Source organism: Kitasatospora sp. NPDC059646 (assembly GCF_042734615.1).
Taxonomy (GTDB): domain Bacteria; phylum Actinomycetota; class Actinomycetes; order Streptomycetales; family Streptomycetaceae; genus Kitasatospora.
Map to the genome: position 1 here is coordinate 168,206 of NZ_JBHWDS010000007.1, position 19,623 is coordinate 187,828.

At 73.2% G+C, this 19,623-nt stretch carries 15 protein-coding genes; 8 read left to right on the forward strand and 7 right to left on the reverse strand.

The genetic code is table 11. The annotated features are described in order from the left end of the window. Window position 1: 1 nt before the first annotated feature. Window positions 2-997, reverse strand: a complete 996-nt coding sequence (locus ACFV1L_RS07270; protein WP_380363693.1) for an NAD-dependent epimerase/dehydratase family protein — start codon at window positions 995-997, stop codon at window positions 2-4. 270 nt (window positions 998-1,267) lie between these two features. Here ACFV1L_RS07270 and ACFV1L_RS07275 point away from each other — a divergent pair, with 270 nt between their 5' ends. Further along, window positions 1,268-2,599, forward strand: a complete 1,332-nt coding sequence (locus tag ACFV1L_RS07275) for a DUF1254 domain-containing protein (RefSeq protein ID WP_380363695.1) — start codon at window positions 1,268-1,270, stop codon at window positions 2,597-2,599. Window positions 2,600-2,621: 22 nt separating this feature from the next. Here ACFV1L_RS07275 and ACFV1L_RS07280 read toward each other — a convergent pair whose 3' ends face one another. Then, window positions 2,622-4,313, reverse strand: coding sequence for a hypothetical protein (locus ACFV1L_RS07280; protein ID WP_380363696.1), 1,692 nt, complete (start codon window positions 4,311-4,313; stop codon window positions 2,622-2,624). A 164-nt stretch (window positions 4,314-4,477) separates the two neighbouring features. On the opposite strand from ACFV1L_RS07280, the gene radA reads away from it, so the two are divergent. Continuing rightward, window positions 4,478-5,998, forward strand: a complete 1,521-nt coding sequence (radA, locus tag ACFV1L_RS07285) for a DNA repair protein RadA (protein WP_380363697.1) — start codon at window positions 4,478-4,480, stop codon at window positions 5,996-5,998. Window positions 5,999-6,119: 121 nt separating this feature from the next. After that, window positions 6,120-7,226 carry a DNA integrity scanning diadenylate cyclase DisA gene (gene disA, locus ACFV1L_RS07290; protein ID WP_380363699.1) on the forward strand — a complete coding sequence of 369 codons (1,107 nt, stop codon included), beginning with the start codon at window positions 6,120-6,122 and terminating at the stop codon, window positions 7,224-7,226. A gap of 7 nt (window positions 7,227-7,233) precedes the next feature. Here disA and ACFV1L_RS07295 read toward each other — a convergent pair whose 3' ends face one another. After that, the gene (locus tag ACFV1L_RS07295) at window positions 7,234-7,851 is read right to left on the reverse strand and encodes a helix-turn-helix domain-containing protein (RefSeq protein WP_380363701.1); all 618 of its coding nucleotides are present in this window, start codon (window positions 7,849-7,851) and stop codon (window positions 7,234-7,236) included. 103 nt (window positions 7,852-7,954) lie between these two features. On the opposite strand from ACFV1L_RS07295, the gene ACFV1L_RS07300 reads away from it, so the two are divergent. Then, window positions 7,955-9,217, forward strand: a complete 1,263-nt coding sequence (locus ACFV1L_RS07300; RefSeq protein ID WP_380363703.1) for an MFS transporter — start codon at window positions 7,955-7,957, stop codon at window positions 9,215-9,217. A 34-nt stretch (window positions 9,218-9,251) separates the two neighbouring features. Here the strand turns inward: ACFV1L_RS07300 and ACFV1L_RS07305 are convergent, their stop codons facing one another. Continuing rightward, complete coding sequence (locus tag ACFV1L_RS07305) at window positions 9,252-10,106, reverse strand: hypothetical protein (RefSeq protein WP_380363704.1); 855 nt, start codon at window positions 10,104-10,106, stop codon at window positions 9,252-9,254. 133 nt (window positions 10,107-10,239) lie between these two features. Between ACFV1L_RS07305 and ACFV1L_RS07310 the strand changes: the two genes are divergently transcribed. Continuing rightward, on the forward strand, window positions 10,240-10,965 hold the full coding sequence (locus ACFV1L_RS07310; protein WP_380363706.1) for a rhomboid family intramembrane serine protease: 726 nt from the start codon (window positions 10,240-10,242) through the stop codon (window positions 10,963-10,965). Window positions 10,966-11,000: 35 nt separating this feature from the next. After that, window positions 11,001-11,906: an A/G-specific adenine glycosylase gene (locus tag ACFV1L_RS07315; protein WP_380363708.1), complete on the forward strand. Its 906-nt coding sequence runs from the start codon at window positions 11,001-11,003 to the stop codon at window positions 11,904-11,906. Window positions 11,907-11,963: 57 nt separating this feature from the next. On the opposite strand, the gene ACFV1L_RS07320 is transcribed toward ACFV1L_RS07315, so the two are convergent. Further along, window positions 11,964-13,580 (reverse strand): MDR family MFS transporter, encoded by a 1,617-nt coding sequence (locus ACFV1L_RS07320; RefSeq protein ID WP_380363710.1) that lies wholly within the window; start codon window positions 13,578-13,580, stop codon window positions 11,964-11,966. 213 nt (window positions 13,581-13,793) lie between these two features. Between ACFV1L_RS07320 and ACFV1L_RS07325 the strand changes: the two genes are divergently transcribed. Next, window positions 13,794-14,405 (forward strand): TetR/AcrR family transcriptional regulator, encoded by a 612-nt coding sequence (locus tag ACFV1L_RS07325; protein WP_380363712.1) that lies wholly within the window; start codon window positions 13,794-13,796, stop codon window positions 14,403-14,405. A gap of 54 nt (window positions 14,406-14,459) precedes the next feature. Here the strand turns inward: ACFV1L_RS07325 and ACFV1L_RS07330 are convergent, their stop codons facing one another. Then, window positions 14,460-15,434: a M23 family metallopeptidase gene (locus tag ACFV1L_RS07330; RefSeq protein ID WP_380363713.1), complete on the reverse strand. Its 975-nt coding sequence runs from the start codon at window positions 15,432-15,434 to the stop codon at window positions 14,460-14,462. 340 nt (window positions 15,435-15,774) lie between these two features. Between ACFV1L_RS07330 and ACFV1L_RS07335 the strand changes: the two genes are divergently transcribed. Next, the gene (locus ACFV1L_RS07335; protein ID WP_380363715.1) at window positions 15,775-16,896 is read left to right on the forward strand and encodes a threonine aldolase family protein; all 1,122 of its coding nucleotides are present in this window, start codon (window positions 15,775-15,777) and stop codon (window positions 16,894-16,896) included. A 70-nt stretch (window positions 16,897-16,966) separates the two neighbouring features. On the opposite strand, the gene ACFV1L_RS07340 is transcribed toward ACFV1L_RS07335, so the two are convergent. After that, window positions 16,967-19,300: an immune inhibitor A domain-containing protein gene (locus ACFV1L_RS07340; protein WP_380363717.1), complete on the reverse strand. Its 2,334-nt coding sequence runs from the start codon at window positions 19,298-19,300 to the stop codon at window positions 16,967-16,969. Between the last annotated feature and the right edge of the window lie 323 nt (window positions 19,301-19,623).

Sequence of the window (19,623 nt, forward strand, 5' to 3'; positions counted from 1 at the left end):
GTCACCCGTTCAGCAGGGCCTTCTCCTTCTCCGGGTCGATGCCCAGCGGGGTGTCGAGCTGCCGGTAGGCGACCTCCTCGCGGCCGCCGGACTCGAGCCAGGCCCAGGTGTCGGAGACGGTCTCGGCGAGGGGGCGGATGTGCAGGCCGGCGGCGAGCGCGGTCGCGGGGTCGGCGTTCCAGGTGCCGTGCCAGCCGTCGGCGACCGGGGCCCAGAGCGGCAGTTCGACCCACGGGGCGACCTCGGCGGCGAGCAGGGTCTCGTCGGAGGTCCAGACGAACTCGGCGTCGGAGCCGGTCGCGGCGCGGCACGCGTCGAGGAACTCGCCCATGGTCGCCGAGCGGACGGACGCGGTGGTGACGAACCGTCCGGTCGCGCGCCGTTCGGCGAGGTCGAGGCCGAACGCGGCGAAGTCGCGGGCGTCGATCAGGCTGAGCGGGTTCTCGGGCGCGCCGGGCGCGAGGACGCGGCCGCCGCGGGCGATCCGGTCGAGCCACCAGGGGAGCCGGCCGATCGGCTCGTGCGGACCGATCAGCAGGCCGCAGTTGAGGATCGCGGCGGGGCCGAAGTTGTCGAGCAGGGCGCGTTCGCAGCCGGCCTTGAGGGCGTTGGCGAACGGCTGGTCCGGGCCGACGTCGCCGGCGCACTCGTGGGTGGGGGAGTCGGCGTCGACGGGGAGGGCGGGCCAGTCGGCGAAGGCGTGGACGGAGGAGACGAAGCCGTAGTGCCCGGCGCGGTCGCGCAGCAGGCGGGCGGCGGTGGCGACGTCGTGCGGCTGCTGGCCGGAGGTGTCGACGACCGCGTCCCACCGGCGGCCGTCGACGAGGCGGTGCAGGTCGTCGAGCGAGGTGCGGTCGCCGTGCACGGCCTCCACGCCGGGCAGGTCGGCGCGGCTGACGCCCCGGTTGAAGGTGGTGACGCGGTGGCCGCGGGCGAGCGCCTCGGCGGCGTAGGCGCGGCCGAGGAACTTGGAGCCGCCGAGCAGAAGGATGTCCATGGGACGAGGGTGTCCGGTCGGACGGCCCGCCGTCCGCATTCTTCGCTCCTGGCAGAGCCCGTCCCGTCACGGACGCGGACACGGAGTCGGCCGACCGGACGCCGCCCGGCGGCCCGTCGGAGCGTCGGGGGCGGCGGGCGGGGGAGCGCCGCATAGCATCCCCGGTGTACCGGTATGCCCGAATGGTCCCTTTTGTTGGGCGGGGGCGGCCGGCCCGGACCCGGGGCCGTCCCGCCCCCGCTGAACCCGTGGCAGGAAAGGACGTCCGCCATGGCTGACGCCACGCCCGAGATGCTGGCCGCCGAGGCCTTCGTGTACGGCTACCCGCTGGTCGCCGACCTGACCATGGTGGACACCATCCACCGGCGCGGCATGGGATCGATCGGCCCGACCGGCTGGAACACCTTCGGGCACGCCGCCGAACTGGCCACCCCCGACTCGCACTTCGTGTCCGTGAACAACGACACGGTGTACTCGGTGGCCCCGCTCGACCTGTCCGGCGGCCCGCTGCTGCTGCACGTCCCGGACACCGCCGGGGCCTACTACGTGCTGCAGTTCATCGACGCGTGGACCAACAACTTCGCCTACGTGGGTCGCCGTTCCTCCGGCACCGCCGAGCAGACCTGGCTGATCGCCCCGCCGCACTGGCGGGGCGCCGCGCCCGAGGGCGTGCCGGTGATCACCGCGCCGACGGCGGTGGCGGCGATCGCCGCCCGGCACGCCTGCGCCGGCCCCGAGGACCTGCCCCGGGTCCGCGCGCTGCAGCAGCAGTTGACGCTCACCCCGACCGAGGAGGGCCGGGAACTCGCCGGACTGCCCGAGCCGGACGCCGGCGTGCCCGAGGCCCTGGGCTTCCTGGAACGGCTGCGGGTGTGGATGGCGGCGTTCCCGCCCGGCCCCGCCGACGCCGAGTTCCAGCACCGCTTCGCCCCGATCGGACTGCTCGACCGCGGCCGCTCCCCGTACCTGGACGGCCCCGCGGACTGGGCGCAGGCGCTCGCCAAGGGCCTGGCGGCGGGCCGCGAACGGGTGGAGGCGGCGAGCATCGGCACCGTCGAGCCGACCGGCGAATGGACCGCCAGCCTGCACCTGTTCGACTACAACCTGGACTTCCTCGGCCCCGGCACCCGTGACGAGCAGCAGTGGAAGGTCGCCGACCGCCGCGCCACCTACCTGACCCGCGCCGTCGCCGCCCGCACCGCCCTGTGGGGCAACCACGCCTACGAGGCCGCCTACGCCACCACCTACCACGACGCCGACGGCCACCCGCTGGACGGCGCCCGCTCCTACACGCTGCGCTTCGAACAGCCGCCGCCGGTCGGCGCGTTCTGGTCGGTGACGATGTACGACACCCCCGAGTACCTGCTGGTCCCCAACGACATCGACCGCTTCTCCGTCGGCGACCGCACCCCCGGCCTGGTGTACGCACCCGACGGCTCGCTGACCCTCTACCTCCAGCACCGGCAGCCCACCGACGCCGACGAGTTCGCCAACTGGCTGCCCACCCCGGCCTCCGGCTTCCGCCCGATGGTCCGGATGTACCAGCCCCAGGAGGCGGTCCTCGACGGCACCTACCGCCTCCCGCCGATCCGGCCGCGCTGACGCCGGGGCAGCTGACGCGACCTCAGGACGGCGAGCCGCTCGGGCCGCCCGAAGACGCGCTCGGCGCCGGACTCCCGCCGGACGAGGCGGAGGGCGACGGATCGGGCCCCGCGGTCGGGCCCGCCGAACCGCTCGGACCCGCCGACCCGCTCGGGGACGGCGCGCCGGTCGGACTCGGCGACCCGCTGGGGGACGGCGACCCGCCGGGGGACGGGGAAGCGTCCGGCGCCGGCGTGGGCAGGCCCCGGTGGTCGGTGCCGCCCTCCAGGGTGACCACGGCGGTGGACGGCGGCAGCGCCAGGTGCGCCGTCCACCGGCCCTGCGGGGCGCGGGTCTCGTCGACCGTGACGGTGACGGTGATCCGCTGGCCGGGGGCGAGGGTGCCGGAGTCGCGGCTGAGCCGCAGCCAGTCGACGTCCAGCACGGCGTGCCAGGTCAGCGCGCTGCCGCCGGAGTTGGTCAGGGTGAGCACCGTGCGGCTGCCGTACTCGCCGGCCTCCACGGTCAGTCGGTCCCGGGCGGCCGGGGCGGCGGCCGGCGCCGGGTCGGACGGCCGGGCCGGGCTCCGCGGCGGCACCGGCACCGGCACCGCCGGGCCCTGAACCGTCGGCAGGGACGTTTCTGCGGCCACCGCGCCCGCCAGCTGCAGGGAGCTCACCGCGGCCGGCACCGCGGAGGCGGGCTGCGACTCCTGACGCTCCGGCGTCTCGTCCACCCGCACCGAGGACACCGCCGTCGCCCGGTCGTCCGCGCCGCCGTCCCGGTGCGCGCTCCACAGCGCCACCACCGGCGCGGCCAGCACCGCGGCCAGCACACCCGTGGTCACCATCCGCTGCCGGACCGCCGAGCCGCGGGCCGGGGCCGCCACCCGGTGCCGGGGGAAGCCGCGCCGGTCGAACTGCGGCTCGCCGCCGGCCAGGCCCTGTGCGGCCCGCCGACCGGCCGCCGCGCCGGACAGGAACGCGGTGCCGCCCGCCGCCGGCGGGGCCGGGCGCAGCCGGGCGGGCGCGGTCAGCAGCGGCAGGCCCGGCAGCCCGGCCGGGCCGTGCGGGAGCCGGCCGCCGACCCGCTCGGCGGTGCCCCGGCAGGTCGGGCAGTCCGCCAGGTGCTGCACCAGTTCGCGGCGCAGCGCCGGGCCGAGCACCCAGCCTCGCCAGGACTCCGCGCCGGCGCCGCCGAGCTGCGCCAGTTCGGGGCAGGAGCCCACGCCGAGCACCAGCAGGGCGGTCCTGGTCCGGCCGACCTCGGCGCCGGCGGCGTCCAGCAGCGCGGCGGCGTCCTCGGGGGTCATGCCGAGGACCGCCGCGACCTCGCCGGGCTCCAGCCGGTGCCGGATCGCCAGTTCGAGCGCCTCGCGCTGTTCGGGGTCGGTGCCGGCGGCCTCCGGCCAGGCCAGCGAGGCGAGTTCGCGGCGCCGCTCGCGGGCCGTGCCGGGGGCGGGCGCCGGTGCGGCGGGGGCGTCGGGCCCGGTGCGGTTCAGCCGGGCCAGGCAGCGGTGCCGGGCCAGGGCGTACAGCCAGGCGCGCAGCAGCGCCGGGTCGGTGAGCCGGTCGCCGTGGCGCCGGGCGAGGTCGCGGACCTCCAGGGCGGCCGCGGTGGCGGCGTCGTGGTCGCAGAGCACGGACAGGCAGTAGGTGAACAGCCCGTCGACGCAGGCGGCGTACGCCCGCAGGGCCGGGGACGGGTCGACGGGGTGGGGCTGGCCGGTGGTCACGTCATCGACGGTAGGGAGCCCAAACCCGCCGTCCGGCGGGTTTGGGCTGCTTGTCCTTCTTTCGGGTAACAGGACCGCTTCCTTGTTCGCCCGGTTGACGCCGGCCGTTGACCCGGCCCGCCGCCCGCCCGGCGCTGTCGGCGCGAGGCGCTACCGTGGCCCGCATGGCTGCCCGTACCAAGACCTCCGCCAAGCCGCGCCCGGCGTACCGCTGCACCGAGTGCGGCAACCAGGTGCCCAAGTGGGTCGGCCGCTGCCCCGAGTGCAACGCGTGGGGGACGGTCGAGGAGTACGGCGCGGTGCCGATCCGCACCACGGCGGCGGGGCCGGTCTCCTCGCCCGCGAAGCCGATCGCGCAGGTCGACGGGCAGGTGGCCACCGCCCGCTCCACCGGCGTGCCGGAGCTGGACCGGGTGCTCGGCGGCGGCCTGGTGCCGGGCGCGGTGGTGCTGCTGGCGGGCGAGCCGGGCGTCGGCAAGTCCACCCTGCTGCTGGACGTCGCGGCGAAGGCCGCCTCCGACCGGCACCGCACCCTGTACGTCACCGGTGAGGAGTCCGCCGGGCAGGTCCGGCTGCGCGCGGACCGGATCAACGCGCTCTCCGACCACCTCTACCTGGCCGCCGAGCAGGACCTCGGCGCGGTGCTCGGCCACATCGAGGCGGTGGCTCCGAGCCTGCTGATCCTGGACTCGGTGCAGACCATCGCCTCCGCCGAGCTCGACGGCGCACCCGGCGGCCCCGCGCAGGTCCGCGAGGTGGCCGGCGCGCTGATCCGGGCGTCCAAGGAGCGCGGCATGGCCACGCTGCTGGTCGGCCACGTCACCAAGGACGGCCAGATCGCCGGCCCGCGCCTGCTGGAGCACCTGGTCGACGTGGTGCTGTCCTTCGAGGGCGACCGGCACGCCCGGCTGCGGCTGATCCGCGGCGTGAAGAACCGCTACGGGGCGACCGACGAGGTCGGCTGCTTCGAGCTGCACGACGAGGGCATCGTGGGCCTCGCCGACCCGTCCGGCCTGTTCCTGACCCGCCGTGACAAGCCGGTGCCCGGCACCTGCCTGACCGTCACCCTGGAGGGCAAGCGGCCGCTGGTCGCGGAGGTGCAGGCGCTGATGGTGGACTCGCAGATCCCCTCGCCGCGGCGCACCACCTCGGGCCTGGAGTCGCCGCGGATCGCGATGATCCTGGCGGTGGTGGAGCGGCACGGCGGCGTGAAGCTCGGCAAGCAGGACATCTACACCGCGACCGTCGGCGGCGTGAAGCTCACCGAGCCGTCCGCGGACCTGGCGATCGCCCTCGCGGTGGCCTCCTCCTCGTCGGACACGCCGCTGCCGAGCAACCTGGTGGCGATCGGCGAGGTCGGCCTGGCCGGCGAGGTGCGGCGGGTGACGGGCGTGCAGCGGCGGCTCGCCGAGGCGCACCGGCTGGGGTTCACGCACGCCCTGGTGCCGCCGGACCCGGGCAAGGTGCCGCCGGGCATGAAGGTCGTGGAGGTCTCCGACATCGGCGAGGCGCTGCGGGCGATCCCCGGCCGCCGTCCCCGTTCGAAGCCCCGTCAGGACGCGGCGCCGCAGGGCGTCCCGGCCGGGCGTGCCCCCGGGCGGGGGCGCGCCGCCGAGCCGGTCCCGGCGTACGCGGACGAGCTGATGGCGGGCTGGGAGCCGCTCGACTCGGACGAACTGGCCTGACCCTCGTCCCGTTGCTGCCGCACGCAGTTAGACTGCACCTGCTAATTGCCATCAAGTGCAGTAATAACAGACAGACCGTCGGGCGCCGCGCCACACGGTCCGGGTCGGCCCAAGGAGTCATGTGGCAGCCATCGACCGGGCGGACAAGTCCACCCGCGAGGAGGCCCTGCTGCGGGCTTCCCTCAGTGCGATCGCGCCGGGCACGGCGCTTCGGGACGGCCTCGAGCGGGTGCTCCGGGCCAACACCGGCGGCCTGATCGTCCTCGGCTTCGACAAGAGCGTGGACGCCCTGTGCACCGGCGGCTTCGTGCTGGACGTCGAGTTCACCGCCACCCGGCTGCGCGAGCTGTGCAAGCTGGACGGCGCGGTGATCCTCGACAAGGACATCACCAAGATCCTCCGGGCCGGCGTCCACCTGATGCCGGACGCCAACATCCCCACCGACGAGACCGGCACCCGCCACCGCACCGCCGAGCGGGTCAACCGGCAGACCGGCTTCCCGGTGGTCGCGGTCTCGCACTCGATGCGGCTGATCGCCATGTACGTGAACGGCACCCGCCGGGTGCTGGAGGACTCCACCACGGTGCTCTCCCGCGCCAACCAGGCGCTGGCCACCCTGGAGCGCTACAAGCTGCGCCTCGACGAGGTGGCCGGCACGCTGTCCGCCCTGGAGATCGAGGACCTGGTCACCGTCCGGGACGTCTCCGCGGTGGTCCAGCGCCTGGAGATGGTCCGGCTGATCGCCGGCGAGATCGCCGGCTACGTGCTGGAACTCGGCACCGACGGCCGCCTGCTGTCGCTGCAGCTGGACGAGCTGATCGCCGGCGTCGAGCCGGAGCGCGAGCTCGTGGTCCGCGACTACTTCCCGGACCGCGCCGCCAAGAAGGGCCGCACCGTCGCCGAGGTGCTGGACGACCTGGAGGCGCTCACCCACGCCGAGCTGCTGGACCTGCAGACCGTCGCCAAGGCGCTCGGCTACACCGGCACCCCCGAGTCGCTGGACTCCGCGGTCTCGCCGCGCGGCTACCGGCTGCTCGCCAAGGTGCCGCGGCTGCCGAACACTGTCATCGAGCGGCTGGTCGACCACTTCGGGGGCCTGCAGAAGCTGCTGGCCGCGTCCATCGACGACCTGCAGACCGTGGAGGGCGTCGGCGAGACCCGGGCCCGCTCGGTCCGCGAGGGGCTGTCCCGGCTCGCCGAGTCCTCCATCCTGGAGCGCTACGTCTGACGCCCCGTCAGTCCCCGGTGGGCTGCTGCGGGGCGGGCTGTACGGCGTACAGCAGCGCGAACAGGGTCACCTCGACGGTGTCCGGGCCGGTGGACTCCTCCTCCGCGAACAGCTCGTCCAGCACCTCGTCGAGCCGGGCGCGCAGCCTGCGCAGCCGCTCCGGGGTGAGCCGCGTGGTGGTGTGCGCGAACTTGCTGGGCCGGAGGTTGCCCTGTGAGGCCGGGGTGAGGTCGATCCGGCCGGCCAGGAAGTTGCGCCGGAAGTCGGCCCGCACCAGGTCCATCGCCGCCAGCATCGCGCCCAGCGCGGCCGGCGGCTGCTCGCCCTCCGCGTAGACCTGCGGCGACAGCCGCAGCGACTGCTGGGCGGACCGGTAGCGGCTCTCCACGATCCCGGAGACCAGCCGGGTCTCCGCGACGAACACCAGCCCGGCCTGCTCCAGCTGCTTCACGTGCCGGTACAGCTTGGTCGGCGCCTCGTCCAGGTCGGCCGCGATCTCCTTCACCGACACCGGTTCCGGATCCCGCTTCATCAGCGAGCCCAGCACGGCCAGGCGCAGCGGGTCGGCGAGGGCCTTCAACGTCGCGACGTCGGTGACCTCGCGCTCCTTCATCTGATCAACCACGTTCTCATTCAGCCACAGCGTTCACCTCTTGTGCAATCATTCGCGGCCGTGCAACCATTCACGCCTGCGTGAATGGTTGTCGATGCGTGAACGGGGTGGAGTGATGACGGTGGCCGAGAACCCGACGACGACGGTGGGCGCGACCGCACCCGCGCCGGTGCCGCTGCGCCGCAACCGCCGGTTCCAGACCCTGTGGGCCGGATCCGCCGCCGCGATGCTCGGCACCTGCGTCGCCGACACCGCCTACCCGCTGCTGCTCCTCGCCATGACCGGATCGCCCACCCTCGCCGGGGCGTTCGGCGCCGTCCAGTTCGGCGCGTCCGTCCTGTTCGGCCTGCACGGCGGCGCCGTCGCCGACCGGCACGACCGGCGGCGGGTGCTGATCACCGCCGACGCCGTCCGGCTGGCCACCGCGCTCAGCGTCGCCGTCGCCCTGCTCGCCCACCGGCTGACCGTGCCGCACACCCTGCTGGCCGCCGCCGTCATCGGCGCCACCATGGCCTACGGCGGCCCCTCCCGGATGCTCGCGCTGCGCGCCGTCGTCCCGCCCGAGCAACTGCGCCAGGCCCTCTCCCAGGACGAACTGCGGGTCAACGGCGCGGCCCTGGCCGGACCGCCCCTGGCCGGCTTCCTGCTCGGCCTCGGCCGGGCCGTCCCCTTCCTCGCCACCGTGCTCGCCTCCGCGGCCGCGCTCGGCGCGTCGATCGCCGTCCGCTTCGACGACGGGAAGGCCGACTCCCCGGCCGCGGCCGGGGAGAAGGAGAAGGGCGCCGTCCTCGCCGGACTGCGGTACCTGCTCGCCGACCCGACCCTGCGCGCCACCGTGCTGGTCGCCGTGGCCCTCAACGTGGCCGGCTCCGCGATGCTGCTGGCCGTCATGGTGCTGCTGCGCGACCACGGCACCTCCGAGGCCGGCACCGGCCTCGCCCTCACCGGCGAAGCCGTCGGCGGCCTGCTCGGCGCCCCGCTGGTCACCCGCCTGCACCGCGCCGTCGCCCCCGGCGCGCTCCTGCTCGCCGTCGCCTGGGCCGCCCCGCTGCTGTTCGGCGTCCTGGTCCTGCTCGACGGCCCGGTCGCGGTCTTCGGCACGCTCCTGGTGATGTCCCTCGGCATCCCCGCCCTGCGGGTCATGCTCGACGTCCTGGTCTTCCAGCAGGCCCCCGACGCGATGCGCGGCCGCGCCGTGGCCGCCACCATGACCCTGCTGATGGGCGGCATGCCCGTCGGCACCATGACCGCGGGCCTGCTCCTCGACCGGCTCGCCGCCGGCACCGTCCTGCTGCTCCTCGCCGCGACGCTCGCCGCGGGGCTGCTCCCCCTCACGCTCGGCCGCGCGCTCCGCGGGACGGGCTGGCCGCAGGGATGAGGCGCAACGAGGGCAGCGCGGTGCGTTCCTGCGGTCAGCCTTCGAGGCGGATCGAGGTGCGGGCCGAGAGCGGGCCGCCGGCCGGGCCGGTGAGGTCGGCCTGGACGAGGTAGTTGCCGGGCTGGGCGGGCGTCGGGTCGGCGCTGGCGCACTGCGGCTTGGAGCGGGTGCGGTCCCAGGAGAAGGTCTCGGTGACGCCGCTGTTGCCGGCGATCTGCGCCCAGGCGTCGACCTTCTCCCGGATGCAGTCCGCGGACGACCAGACGCGCTCGTTGGTGCTGGAGGTGATGGTCAGCGCCGAGCTCTCGTGGGAGAGGTTGACCCGGCAGCCGGAGCCCGAGGAGTTGCGGACGGTCAGGGCCAGCCGCGGCTTGTCCTTGGCCGCGAACGAGGTCTGCGCCGGGGCCAGTTCCAGCGACAGCTGCGAGGTGGCGCAGACCGGGAGGGCCATCACCTCGGGGGTGTTCACGGCCGGCGAGGGCCCGGGCGCGGCGGCCCGGCCGCCGGTGCTGCCGCCGCCGGAGCCGCCCGTCGAGCCGCCGGCGCCGCCACCGGTCGAGCCGCCGTTGCCGCCGGTGCTGCCGCCGGTCACGTTCAGCTCTCCGGCCGCGCCGCCGCCCGTTCCGCCGGAGCCGCCGCCGCTGCCGCCGCCGGGGCGGCTGGTGATGGCGGAGCCGCTGGGGGAGGCCCCGGGCGTGATGGACTGGGCGGGCGCCGGCTGCGGGCTGCCCTCGGAGGCGGCCTTCTTCTGCTTGCCGTCGCCGCCGGTGCCGAACGCGAGCCAGCCGACCAGCAGCACGACGACGGCGAGGGCGGCGAGGACCACGAGGCGGCGCCGCCAGTAGATCGAGGCGGGCAGCGGTCCGACGGGCTGGCGCAGAGAGGGCACGGGCAAACTCTACGAGACCTTGTGCATCTGTTGACGCATCAACACCTCAGCAGGGCCACTTCTTTCACATGATCCGCCATTTGCTCCGTCAGAGGGACTCGACACGACGGTGCGCCGCCCTATAGTCGCCCTCATGGCCTCCCTGCTCGACCGGACTCCCGGACCCGCGACGCTCGACCCCGCGCAGCTGATCGCCGAGGCGCGCCGGGCGTTCTTCACGATGTTCGGCTTCCTCTGCCTGATCTGGGTCGTGCAGCTGGCGAACTGGGCGATGGACGAGCAGATCGCCCTGCAGCACGGCATCCGCTCGCACCAGCTGGACAGCCTGCCGGACCTGCTGACCGCGCCGTTCCTGCACCTGAACTGGCAGCACCTGGAAGGCAACTCGGGCCCGCTGTTCGTGTTCGGCTTCCTGGCCGCCTACCGCGGCGTGCGCAAGTTCCTCGGCCTGACCGCGCTGCTGGTGGTGACCAGCGGCATGGCGGTCTGGCTGTTCGAGCGGGAGAACGTGGTGACCGTCGGCGCCAGCGGCGTGATCTTCGGGTACTTCGGCTACGTGGTGCTGCGTGGCCTGTTCGACCGCAACCTGATCGACTCGCTGATCGGCCTGGTGATGGGCGCGTCCTTCGCGTACCTGCTGACCACGGCGATCCCCGGCACCCCCGGGGTGTCCTGGCTGGGGCACCTGGGCGGCCTGGTCGGCGGCCTGGCCGGTGCGTGGATCTTCCGCACCCGCGGCCCGAAGCGGACGGCGGCCCCGGCCGCCCCGGACCCCGCCCCGGCCGTCGCCGGCGGCGCCCCGGCGGCGGCGAGCCCCCGCGCGGACCTGCTCAAGGAGCTCGACGACCTGGGGCTTTAAGCCCGCGCGGCACCTCGTGGCAGGATCGGAGGGCCATGGTTGCCACTGCTTCGACTCCCACCCCCGCCGCCCTCCGGGCGCTGCACTCGACCGTCATCGGCTGGTACGAGGCCAACGCCCGCGACCTGCCCTGGCGGACCCCGGACGCCTCGCCCTGGGCGGTGATGGTCAGCGAGTTCATGCTCCAGCAGACGCCCGTGAAGCGGGTGCTGCCCGCCTACGCGGCCTGGCTGGAGCGCTGGCCCGCCCCCGCCGACCTGGCCGCCGACGCGCCCGGCGAGGCGGTCCGGATGTGGGGCCGGCTCGGCTACCCGCGCCGGGCGCTGCGCCTGCACGCGGCGGCCACCGCGATCACCGAGCAGCACGGCGGCGTCGTCCCCGACGACCACGCCGCGCTGCTGGCGCTGCCCGGCGTCGGCGAGTACACCGCGGCCGCGGTCGCCTCGTTCGCCTTCCGGCAGCGGCACACCGTGCTGGACACCAACGTGCGCCGGGTGTTCGCCCGCGCCGTCACCGGCGTCGAGTACCCGGCGAACGCCACCACCGCCGCCGAGCGCCGCACCGCGCACGAACTGCTGCCCGCCGGCGACGAGCGGGCCGCGACCTGGGCGGTGGCCGTGATGGAGCTGGGCGCCCTGGTGTGCACCGCCCGCGGCCCCGAGTGCGGCGCCTGCCCGCTGCTCGCGGACTGCGCCTGGCAGCGGGCCGGGTGCCCGCCGCACCAGGGCCCGGCCCGGCGCGGCCAGACGTACGAGGGGACCGACCGGCAGGTGCGGGGCAAGCTGCTGGCGGTGCTGCGGGACGCCCACGGGCTGGTCACCCAGGGGCAGTTGGACGTGGTGTGGCCGGACGCGATCCAGCGGGCCCGGGCGTTGGACGGGCTGGTCGCCGACGGCCTGGTGGAGCCCGTCGGCCCCGGCACCTACCGGCTGCCGCAGTAACCGAAGAACGGCCCGGGACCAGTCGGTCCCGGGCCGTCCGTCGTGCCTGGGCAGCCGTCAGACCGCGCCCTCCAGGGCGGCCTCGGCCTTGGCCTCGGCGGCGTCCGCGCCGCCGCGGAGCTTGACCTCGCGCAGGAACAGCGAGGCGGCGACGGCGATCAGGCTGATCACCGCGCCCCACAGGAAGACGGTGTGCATGCCGTTGGAGATGCCGTGCTGGTAGGCGTCCAGCACGTCGGGCGGCAGCTTGCTCAGGGTGGCCGGGTTCATCGCCGACATGCCCTCGCCGCCACCGTTCTGCTGCATGTGCTGGAGGACCTCCGGCGGCAGCTTCTCGATGCTGTGGTTGACCTGGTTGGTGTACAGGGTGCCGAACAGCGCGACGCCGAACGAGCCGCCGATGGTGCGGAACAGGGTGGCGGAGGAGGAGGCCACGCCCATGTCCTTCATCTCCACGCTGTTCTGCGCGACCAGCATGGTGACCTGCATCAGGAAGCCCATGCCGGCGCCGAGCACCACCATGTAGCAGGAGGACGCGAAGCTGGTGGTGTCCACGGACAGGGTGGACAGCAGCAGCGAGCCGCCGCCCATCACCACGGTGCCGATGATCGGGTAGATCCGGTACTTGCCGGTCTTGGTGATGGCCTGGCCGACCACCAGCGAGATCACCAGCATGCCGAACATCATCGGCATCAGCAGCAGGCCCGAGTTGGTCGCCGAGGCGCCCTGGACGATCTGCTGGTAGGTGGGCAGGAAGGTGACCGCGCCGAACATCGCGAAGCCGACGATGAAGCCGATGATCGAGACCATCGTGAAGTTGCGGTTGCGGAACAGGCCCAGCGGGATGACCGGCTCGGCGACCCGCTGCTCGACGTAGCAGAAGCCGATGATCGAGGCCACGGACAGCGCGCCCAGGCCGAGGATCTGCTTCGAGCCCCAGGCGTACTCGTGGCCGCCCCAGGTGGTGATGAGCACCATCGAGACGATGCCGACGGTCAGCAGCACCGAGCCGAGGTAGTCGATCTTCGCGTTGGAGCGGACCTTCGGGAGCTTCAGCACCACGACGATGAAGACCAGCGCGATCGCGCCCAGCGGCAGGTTGACGTAGAACGTCCAGCGCCAGTTCAGGTGGTCGGTGATGAAGCCGCCGATCAGCGGGCCGCCGATGGTGGCCAGCGCCATGACGGCGGCGAACATGCCCTGGTACTTGCCGCGGTCGCGGGGCAGCACCAGCGCGCCCATGATCGACATCACGCCGACCATCAGACCGCCGGCGCCCAGGCCCTGGACGGCGCGGAAGGCGATCAGCTGGGTCATGGTCTGCGACATGCCGGACAGCGCCGAGCCGACCAGGAAGATCGCGATCGAGACCAGGAACGAGCCCTTGCGGCCGTACAGGTCGCCGACCTTGCCCCAGATCGGGGTGGAGGCCGCGGTGGCCAGGGTGTAGGCCGTGACGACCCAGGCCATGTGCTCGGCGCCGTTCAGCTCGCCGACGATGCGCGGCATCGCGGTGCCGACGATCAGGTTGTCGAGCATGGCGAGCAGCATGGTGATCACCAGGCCGATCATCACCAGGCGGACCTCGCGGTGCGGCCGCTGCTCGAATCCGTCGCCCTTGGCGGGTTCGACGGATGGCTCCTCCGGAGCCGCCTCGGACTGCTGGGTTGTCATGGTGCGTCTCTCCCGTGGCGCGAGGTGCCGCAGAGCTGTCCGCGGCGGGTACTTACTTGACGACCGGCTAGTTAATTGCCGTCCGGCACGGTAAGTTGTTACCCAGCCGGTCGTCAAGCCAGTTTCGTCGCAGCCCCCCTGGGCAGGGAGAATGCCGACAGAACCGGACCTTGACACCCGTCCGCTCCCGCTTCCCGAGGCAGGCCGCCAGCGATGACCACCACCCCGAGCCCCCGCAGCGACACCCGAGCGCGGATCATCGACGTGGCCCTGGAGTTGTTCGCCGAGCACGGCTACGAGAAGACCTCGCTGCGCGAGATCGCCGACCGCCTGGGCGTCACCAAGGCCGCCCTCTACTACCACTTCAAGACCAAGGACGACATCGTCCGCGGCATCGTCGAGAAGATGGCCGCCCCGCTGGACGACGCCATCGCCTTCGGCGAGGGCAAGGAGTGGTCCCCCGAACTGCGCGACGAACTGCTCCGCCGGTTCGCCGCCGGCATGGGCGAGCGGGCGCCGCTGCTGCGCTTCTTCCACGAGAACCAGCCCGCGCTGCGGGAGTCCGCGGCCGGGCTGGCCTTCAAGGACCGGATGATCAAGATGATCACCCTGCTGCACGGGCCGGAGCCGACCTTCCGCGACAAGCTGCGCGCCACCGTCGCGCTGACGTCCATGCACTCGGCGATGTTCCTGCTCAAGGCCGACCTGTGCGAGGGGTCCGGCGGACAGCCGGCGGCCGCCGCCCCCAGCCTGGACGAGGCGATGGAGGCGGCCCTGGAGGTCGCCCTGGAGGTCGCCGCACGCATCGAGCCGTCCGCGCACTGACGCGGACGGCTCGACGGGTCCCCCGGGCGGCCGGGGCCGGGGCGGTTGGCGGGATCAGAAGTTGCTCGCGCCGTGGCCCTTCAGGTAGCCGACCGGGTCGATCACCTTCGCGTACTGGTTCACGGTGCGGATCTCGAAGTGCAGGTGCGGGCCGGTCGAGTTGCCGGTGTTGCCGGACTTGCCGATCTGGTCGCCCGCGTGCACGTGCTGCCCCGCCTTCACGCCCAGCTGCGACAGGTGCGCGTACTGGGCGAAGCGGCCGTCCTCCAGCTTCAGCACGATCTGGTTGCCGTACGCGCCGGCCCAGCCCGCCGACACGACGGTCGAGTTGCCGACCGCGACCAGCGGGGTCCCCACGGAGACCGCGAAGTCGGTGCCGGTGTGGTAGCCGGCCGCGTACGAGGCGTTGGTCTTGTGGTACGGGTTGCTGATCGTCGCGCCGGGGGCGGGGGAGGACCAGTCCGGCTTGGCCGGGGCGGGAGCCGGGGCCGGCGCCGGGGCGGGGGCGGGCTCGGGCGCAGGGGCGGGCTGGGGGGCCGGCTGCTGCGCCGGGGCGGGCTGCTCGGCCGGGGCGGGCGCGGGCTGCTGCTCGGCCGCCGGCAGCTCCTGGCGCTGCTCGCCGCGCGAGGCCTGCTCGTCCTGGTGCGGCTGGTCCTGGTGCTGGTCGGCGGAGTGCTGGTCGTCGGCCGGGTGGGCCAGGCGCTCCAGGTTGGCCGCGACCACGGCGATCGGGCTGGTGGTGTCGCCCTGGTGGCTCACCGGCTCGGACAGCTGGACGTCGGCGGAGTCCGGGTGGGCGTCGGCCGGGGCGAACACGGAGGCGCCCAGTTCGGCCGGCACCGGCTGGGCGGCGGCCTGCCCGCCCGGGATCATCAGGGCGCCGAAGGCGACCACGACGGCACCGGAGGCGACCGCCTTGGCGGGGGCCCGGCGGACCGAGGCCAGGGTGTCGGCCGACAGGACGGACCGGACGTGGGAGGCGCTGATCGCCTGGAGAAGCCGGCGGCCGGTGGCGGGAAGAGAACGCATCGGGAGTCGGTACCTCACGGACGGGGCCAGAGCGGGGCCGAGCCGCGGGGCTCGCCGAACTGGTGGAACGACTCCGGTGTAAACGACCCCCCGGGGCGGGCCCAAGCGTGTGACGTACGACGGCGGGTAGTCGACGAAGCTCACGGAATAGCCATCCGGAGCATCGGACAGACCGGTACAAGAGCCCGTAAACCTCCTACCGTCGGTCGTACGTCGCCGGGAGCCTGTGACCATCGCCACCGGGAAGCGGCCGGTTTGGGTCCGAAGCGGTTCGGGTAGAACGGGCTTTCGAACCAGCTGTGCCGTCCGGTCCACCCATGCCGTCGGAGATGATCAGCTGATGAACGACACCCCGGTGCAGGACCCCCGCTTCACCGCCCGCCGCCGGGCCGACCGCCTGCTGTCCGGCGGCCGCCCGCAGACCGTCCGCGAGTCGCTCGCCGACCTCGCCGCGCTCGCCGACGGCCCCTACCCGCTGGACGAGCCCACCGACCTGTACGGCAACGGCATCGTGCGCACCCTGGAGCGCCGCACCGCCGACCTGCTCGGCAAGCCCGACGCCGCCTACTTCCCCACCGGCACGATGGCCCAGCAGGCCGCCCTGAAGACCTGGGCCGCCACCCACGGGCCGGTCGTCGCCATGCATCCGCTCGCCCACCCCGAGGTCCACGAACGCCGCGCCCACCAGGTGCTCAGCGGCCTGCGCACCGTCCCGCAGGCCACCGGCCCGCAGCAGCCCACCGCCGCGCAGCTCGCCGCCCTGGACGAGCCCTTCGACGTGCTGATGCTGGAACTCCCGCTGCGCGACGCCGGCTTCCTGCTGCCCAGCTGGGAGGAGCTGACCGCGCTGTACGACTTCGCCGCCGACCGCGGCCTGCCGGTCCACCTGGACGGCGCCCGGCTGTGGGAGTCCGCCCCGCACCTCGGCCGGAGCCTGCCGGAGATCTGCGCCCGCGCCGGGTCGGTGTACGTCTCCTGCTACAAGTCGCTCGGCGGGCACAGCGGCGCCCTCGTCGCCGGCGAGGAGGAGTTCGTCCGCCGGATCAAGGTCTGGCGGCACCGCTACGGCGGCAAGCTGTGGCAGCAGTGGCCCGCGGTGCTGTCCGCGCTGGCCGGCCTGGACCGCGAGCTGCCCCGGCTGCCCGAGTACGTGGCGCACGCCAAGGTGATCGCCGCCGCACTCGCCGGGACCCGGGGGGCCCGGATCAACCCGGCGCCGCCGCACACCCACCAGTTCCAGCTCTGGCTGCCGCACCCCGCCGAGCAGCTGAACGAGGCCGGCCACCGGCAGGCCGAGGAGCAGGGCGTTTCGCTGTTCGGCGGCTGGCGGGAGCCCGGTCCGCAGCCCGCCGCGTCGATGACCGAGGTGACGGTGGCCGCCGCCGCCCTGGAGTGGACCGCCGAGCAGGTCACCGCCGCGATGGCCGACTTCCTCGCCCTGCTCCCGCCCGCCGCCCGGTAGGACGCCGAAGGGCCCCGGCGGTTCGAAAACCGCCGGGGCCCTCCGTTCAGGACCTTCGCTCAGCCGAGCGTCACTTGGTGCGCTTGACGGAGATCAGGGCCTCCAGCTCGTTGTGCGACTGCCACAGCACCTGGATCTGGGTGCCGGTGTTCGGCACCTTGACCCCGCTGTACTTGTTGCTTTCGTCCCAGTAGGTGTTGGTGCGGTCGTTGAAGACCGTCACGCCGCGCTCGCTGGGGATCTTGGTGAGCGCGTCGGCCTTGTGCAGCTGCAGGCCGGTGGTGCGCTCGAAGCGGAAGGTGTCGTCGTACGCCTGGAAGCGCGGGCGCATCAGGGTGCCGTCGTTCCACTTCAGCGGCGCCGGGTGGGCGTCGATCGGCAGGATCAGGCCCTGGCCGGGGTGGTTGGCGACGTTGTTGTCCGACTGCGAGGAGTCCCACAGCCAGATCAGGATGCCGTTCTGGTTGGCGTAGTGCTCCACCCAGTCCGGACGCGCGGCCGAGCCGAAGTTGTACGGGCCGGTCTTCAGCGTGGTGTCGAAGGACACGTACTGACGGTTCTCGACCAGGTAGTGCTGGTCGTAGTCCTTGCTGAACTTGCCGGAGATCCGCGAGAAGCCGGACACCGCCCAGCCGTTGTCGCCGTTCTCGGCGCCGTCGGTGAACACGGTCGCGCCGTCCGCCGTCACCGCGATCTCGTCCAGGGCGAGGCCCTTCATGTGGACGCCCGGGTCGGTGGTGTTGTGGAAGCGGACCTTGATCGCCTTGCCGGCGTACGCGTCCAGCGGGAACGACAGGTCGCCCCAGCCGTTCGAGTTGCCGGTGATGGAGTTCTCCGGCAGCGCGGCGCCGTTGAAGGTGCCGGCCAGCGAGGACCAGTTCTGGCCGCCGTCGACGGAGACCTCGGCGTACGCGAAGTCGTAGTCCTGCTCCAGGTCGTACCAGGCCTTCGCGGTGAGCTTGGCCGAGGTCTTGCCGGTCAGGTCGACGTCACGGGTCAGCGAGACGTTCAGGTTGTCGGCGCTGCCGCTCCACCACTCGTTGCCGCCCGCGAAGGGGGTGTTGATCTCGGTGACGACGGTCTTCGCCGGCAGGTCGACGATCAGGCCCTGCTTGCGCTTGGTGTTGTACTCGACCGGGCCGAGCAGGCTGACGGCGTTCTTGCCGGCCTTGGCGGTGTCGTAGTCCAGCCAGCCGAGCTTCAGCTTCGACCAGATGTCCAGGTCGTTCGGCATGTCGCCGATCTCGTTCTTGCCCTCGCCGAGCCAGGAGCCCGACGACATCAGGGACCAGAAGCCGACCGAGTTGTCGATGCCCTGGCCGCTGGTGTCGTACAGGTCCGGCAGGCCCAGGTCGTGGCCGTACTCGTGGGCGAACACGCCCAGGCCGCCGTTCTCCGGCTGCATGGTGTAGTCGCCGACCCACAGGCCGGTGGCGCCGATCGGGGTGCCGCCCAGCTTGTTGTTGTCGGGGCCGGTCTTGCCCGCCTGGTTGGCGTACACGTACGAGCGGTGCGCCCACAGCGCGTTGTCGCCCTGCGCGCCGCCGCCGGCCGACTGGTCCTCACCGGCGTGGACGATCTGGAAGTGGTCCAGGTAGCCGTCCGGCTCGTTGAAGTTGCCGTTGCCGTTGTAGTCGTAACGGTCCCACTGGTCGTACTGCGCCAGGTCGGCCTTGATCTGGGCGTCGGTGCGGCCCTTGGCCTTCTGGTCGGCGACCCAGGCGTTGATGCCGTCGCGGATCAGGTCCTGCGCGTTGGCGCAGACGTGCTGGCCGCAGTAGTCCGAGCCGTAGCGGGCCTCGTTCCACGGCACCCGCACCCAGTCGGTGACCAGGCCGTCGACCGAGTACCGGCCCGAGGACTGGCGCTCGTAGTAGGTCTTCAGCGACGGCTTGTCGGGCGCGAAGTACAGGTCCTGGTAGTGGGCCTGGTTGTAGTCCGCCTGCCAGGCCGTGGAGTTGTCCTTGGTGCGGTCCGGGGCGGCGATCTGGTTGCGGGCCGGGCCGGGGGTGCCGCCGTACTTCACCTTGCCGTCGGCGGTGGTGGTGGTGTTGTCCACCTGGTCACCGAAGTCGACGAGGATGGTGAAGATCCGGTCGGTGCGCTCGCGGGACAGCTCGACGTACTTGTCGCGGCCCAGCTTCACCGAGGAACCACTGCCGTGCTTCTCGACCTTGGCCGTGCCGTTGACCAGCTGCTCTATCGCGGCCTTCTGCTCGGCCTGCACCTTGTCGGCCAGCGGGCTCTGCAGCTCGCGGGGCACGGTGTCGTTCTGGATGGCCTCGGCCGGGTCCTTGGCGACCGGCGTGACCGGGGCGGCGGTGGCCGTGCCCGGCAGCATGCCCGCACCCAGCGCGGCGGTCACCGCGATGGCTGCGGAGGCCGCGGCAACCTTCTTGGTCATCTTCAACGTGGTGACGTCCTCCCCTAACCGGATACGGCTGATGGCCGAGCCGGTGAACCAATGCAAGACAGGTGGACGACATTTGACCCAAGGTCGGGTAAAAAAGAAAGACCTTGACCATGGCATGGCCACGCCGCTATGCTCCGGCAACTCCCATCAGCTGACGATCCGTCAATCTACCGACGGCGCAGACGGCAGCCGGGTCGGTCGCACTCGTACCGCGTCGGAGCCCACCCGTTCGGCAGCGCACCCGCCCGCATTCACAGCACACGGAAACCTAAACAGTTTTTCAACTGAAAGACCGGGCACCGAAAAGCCGCCGC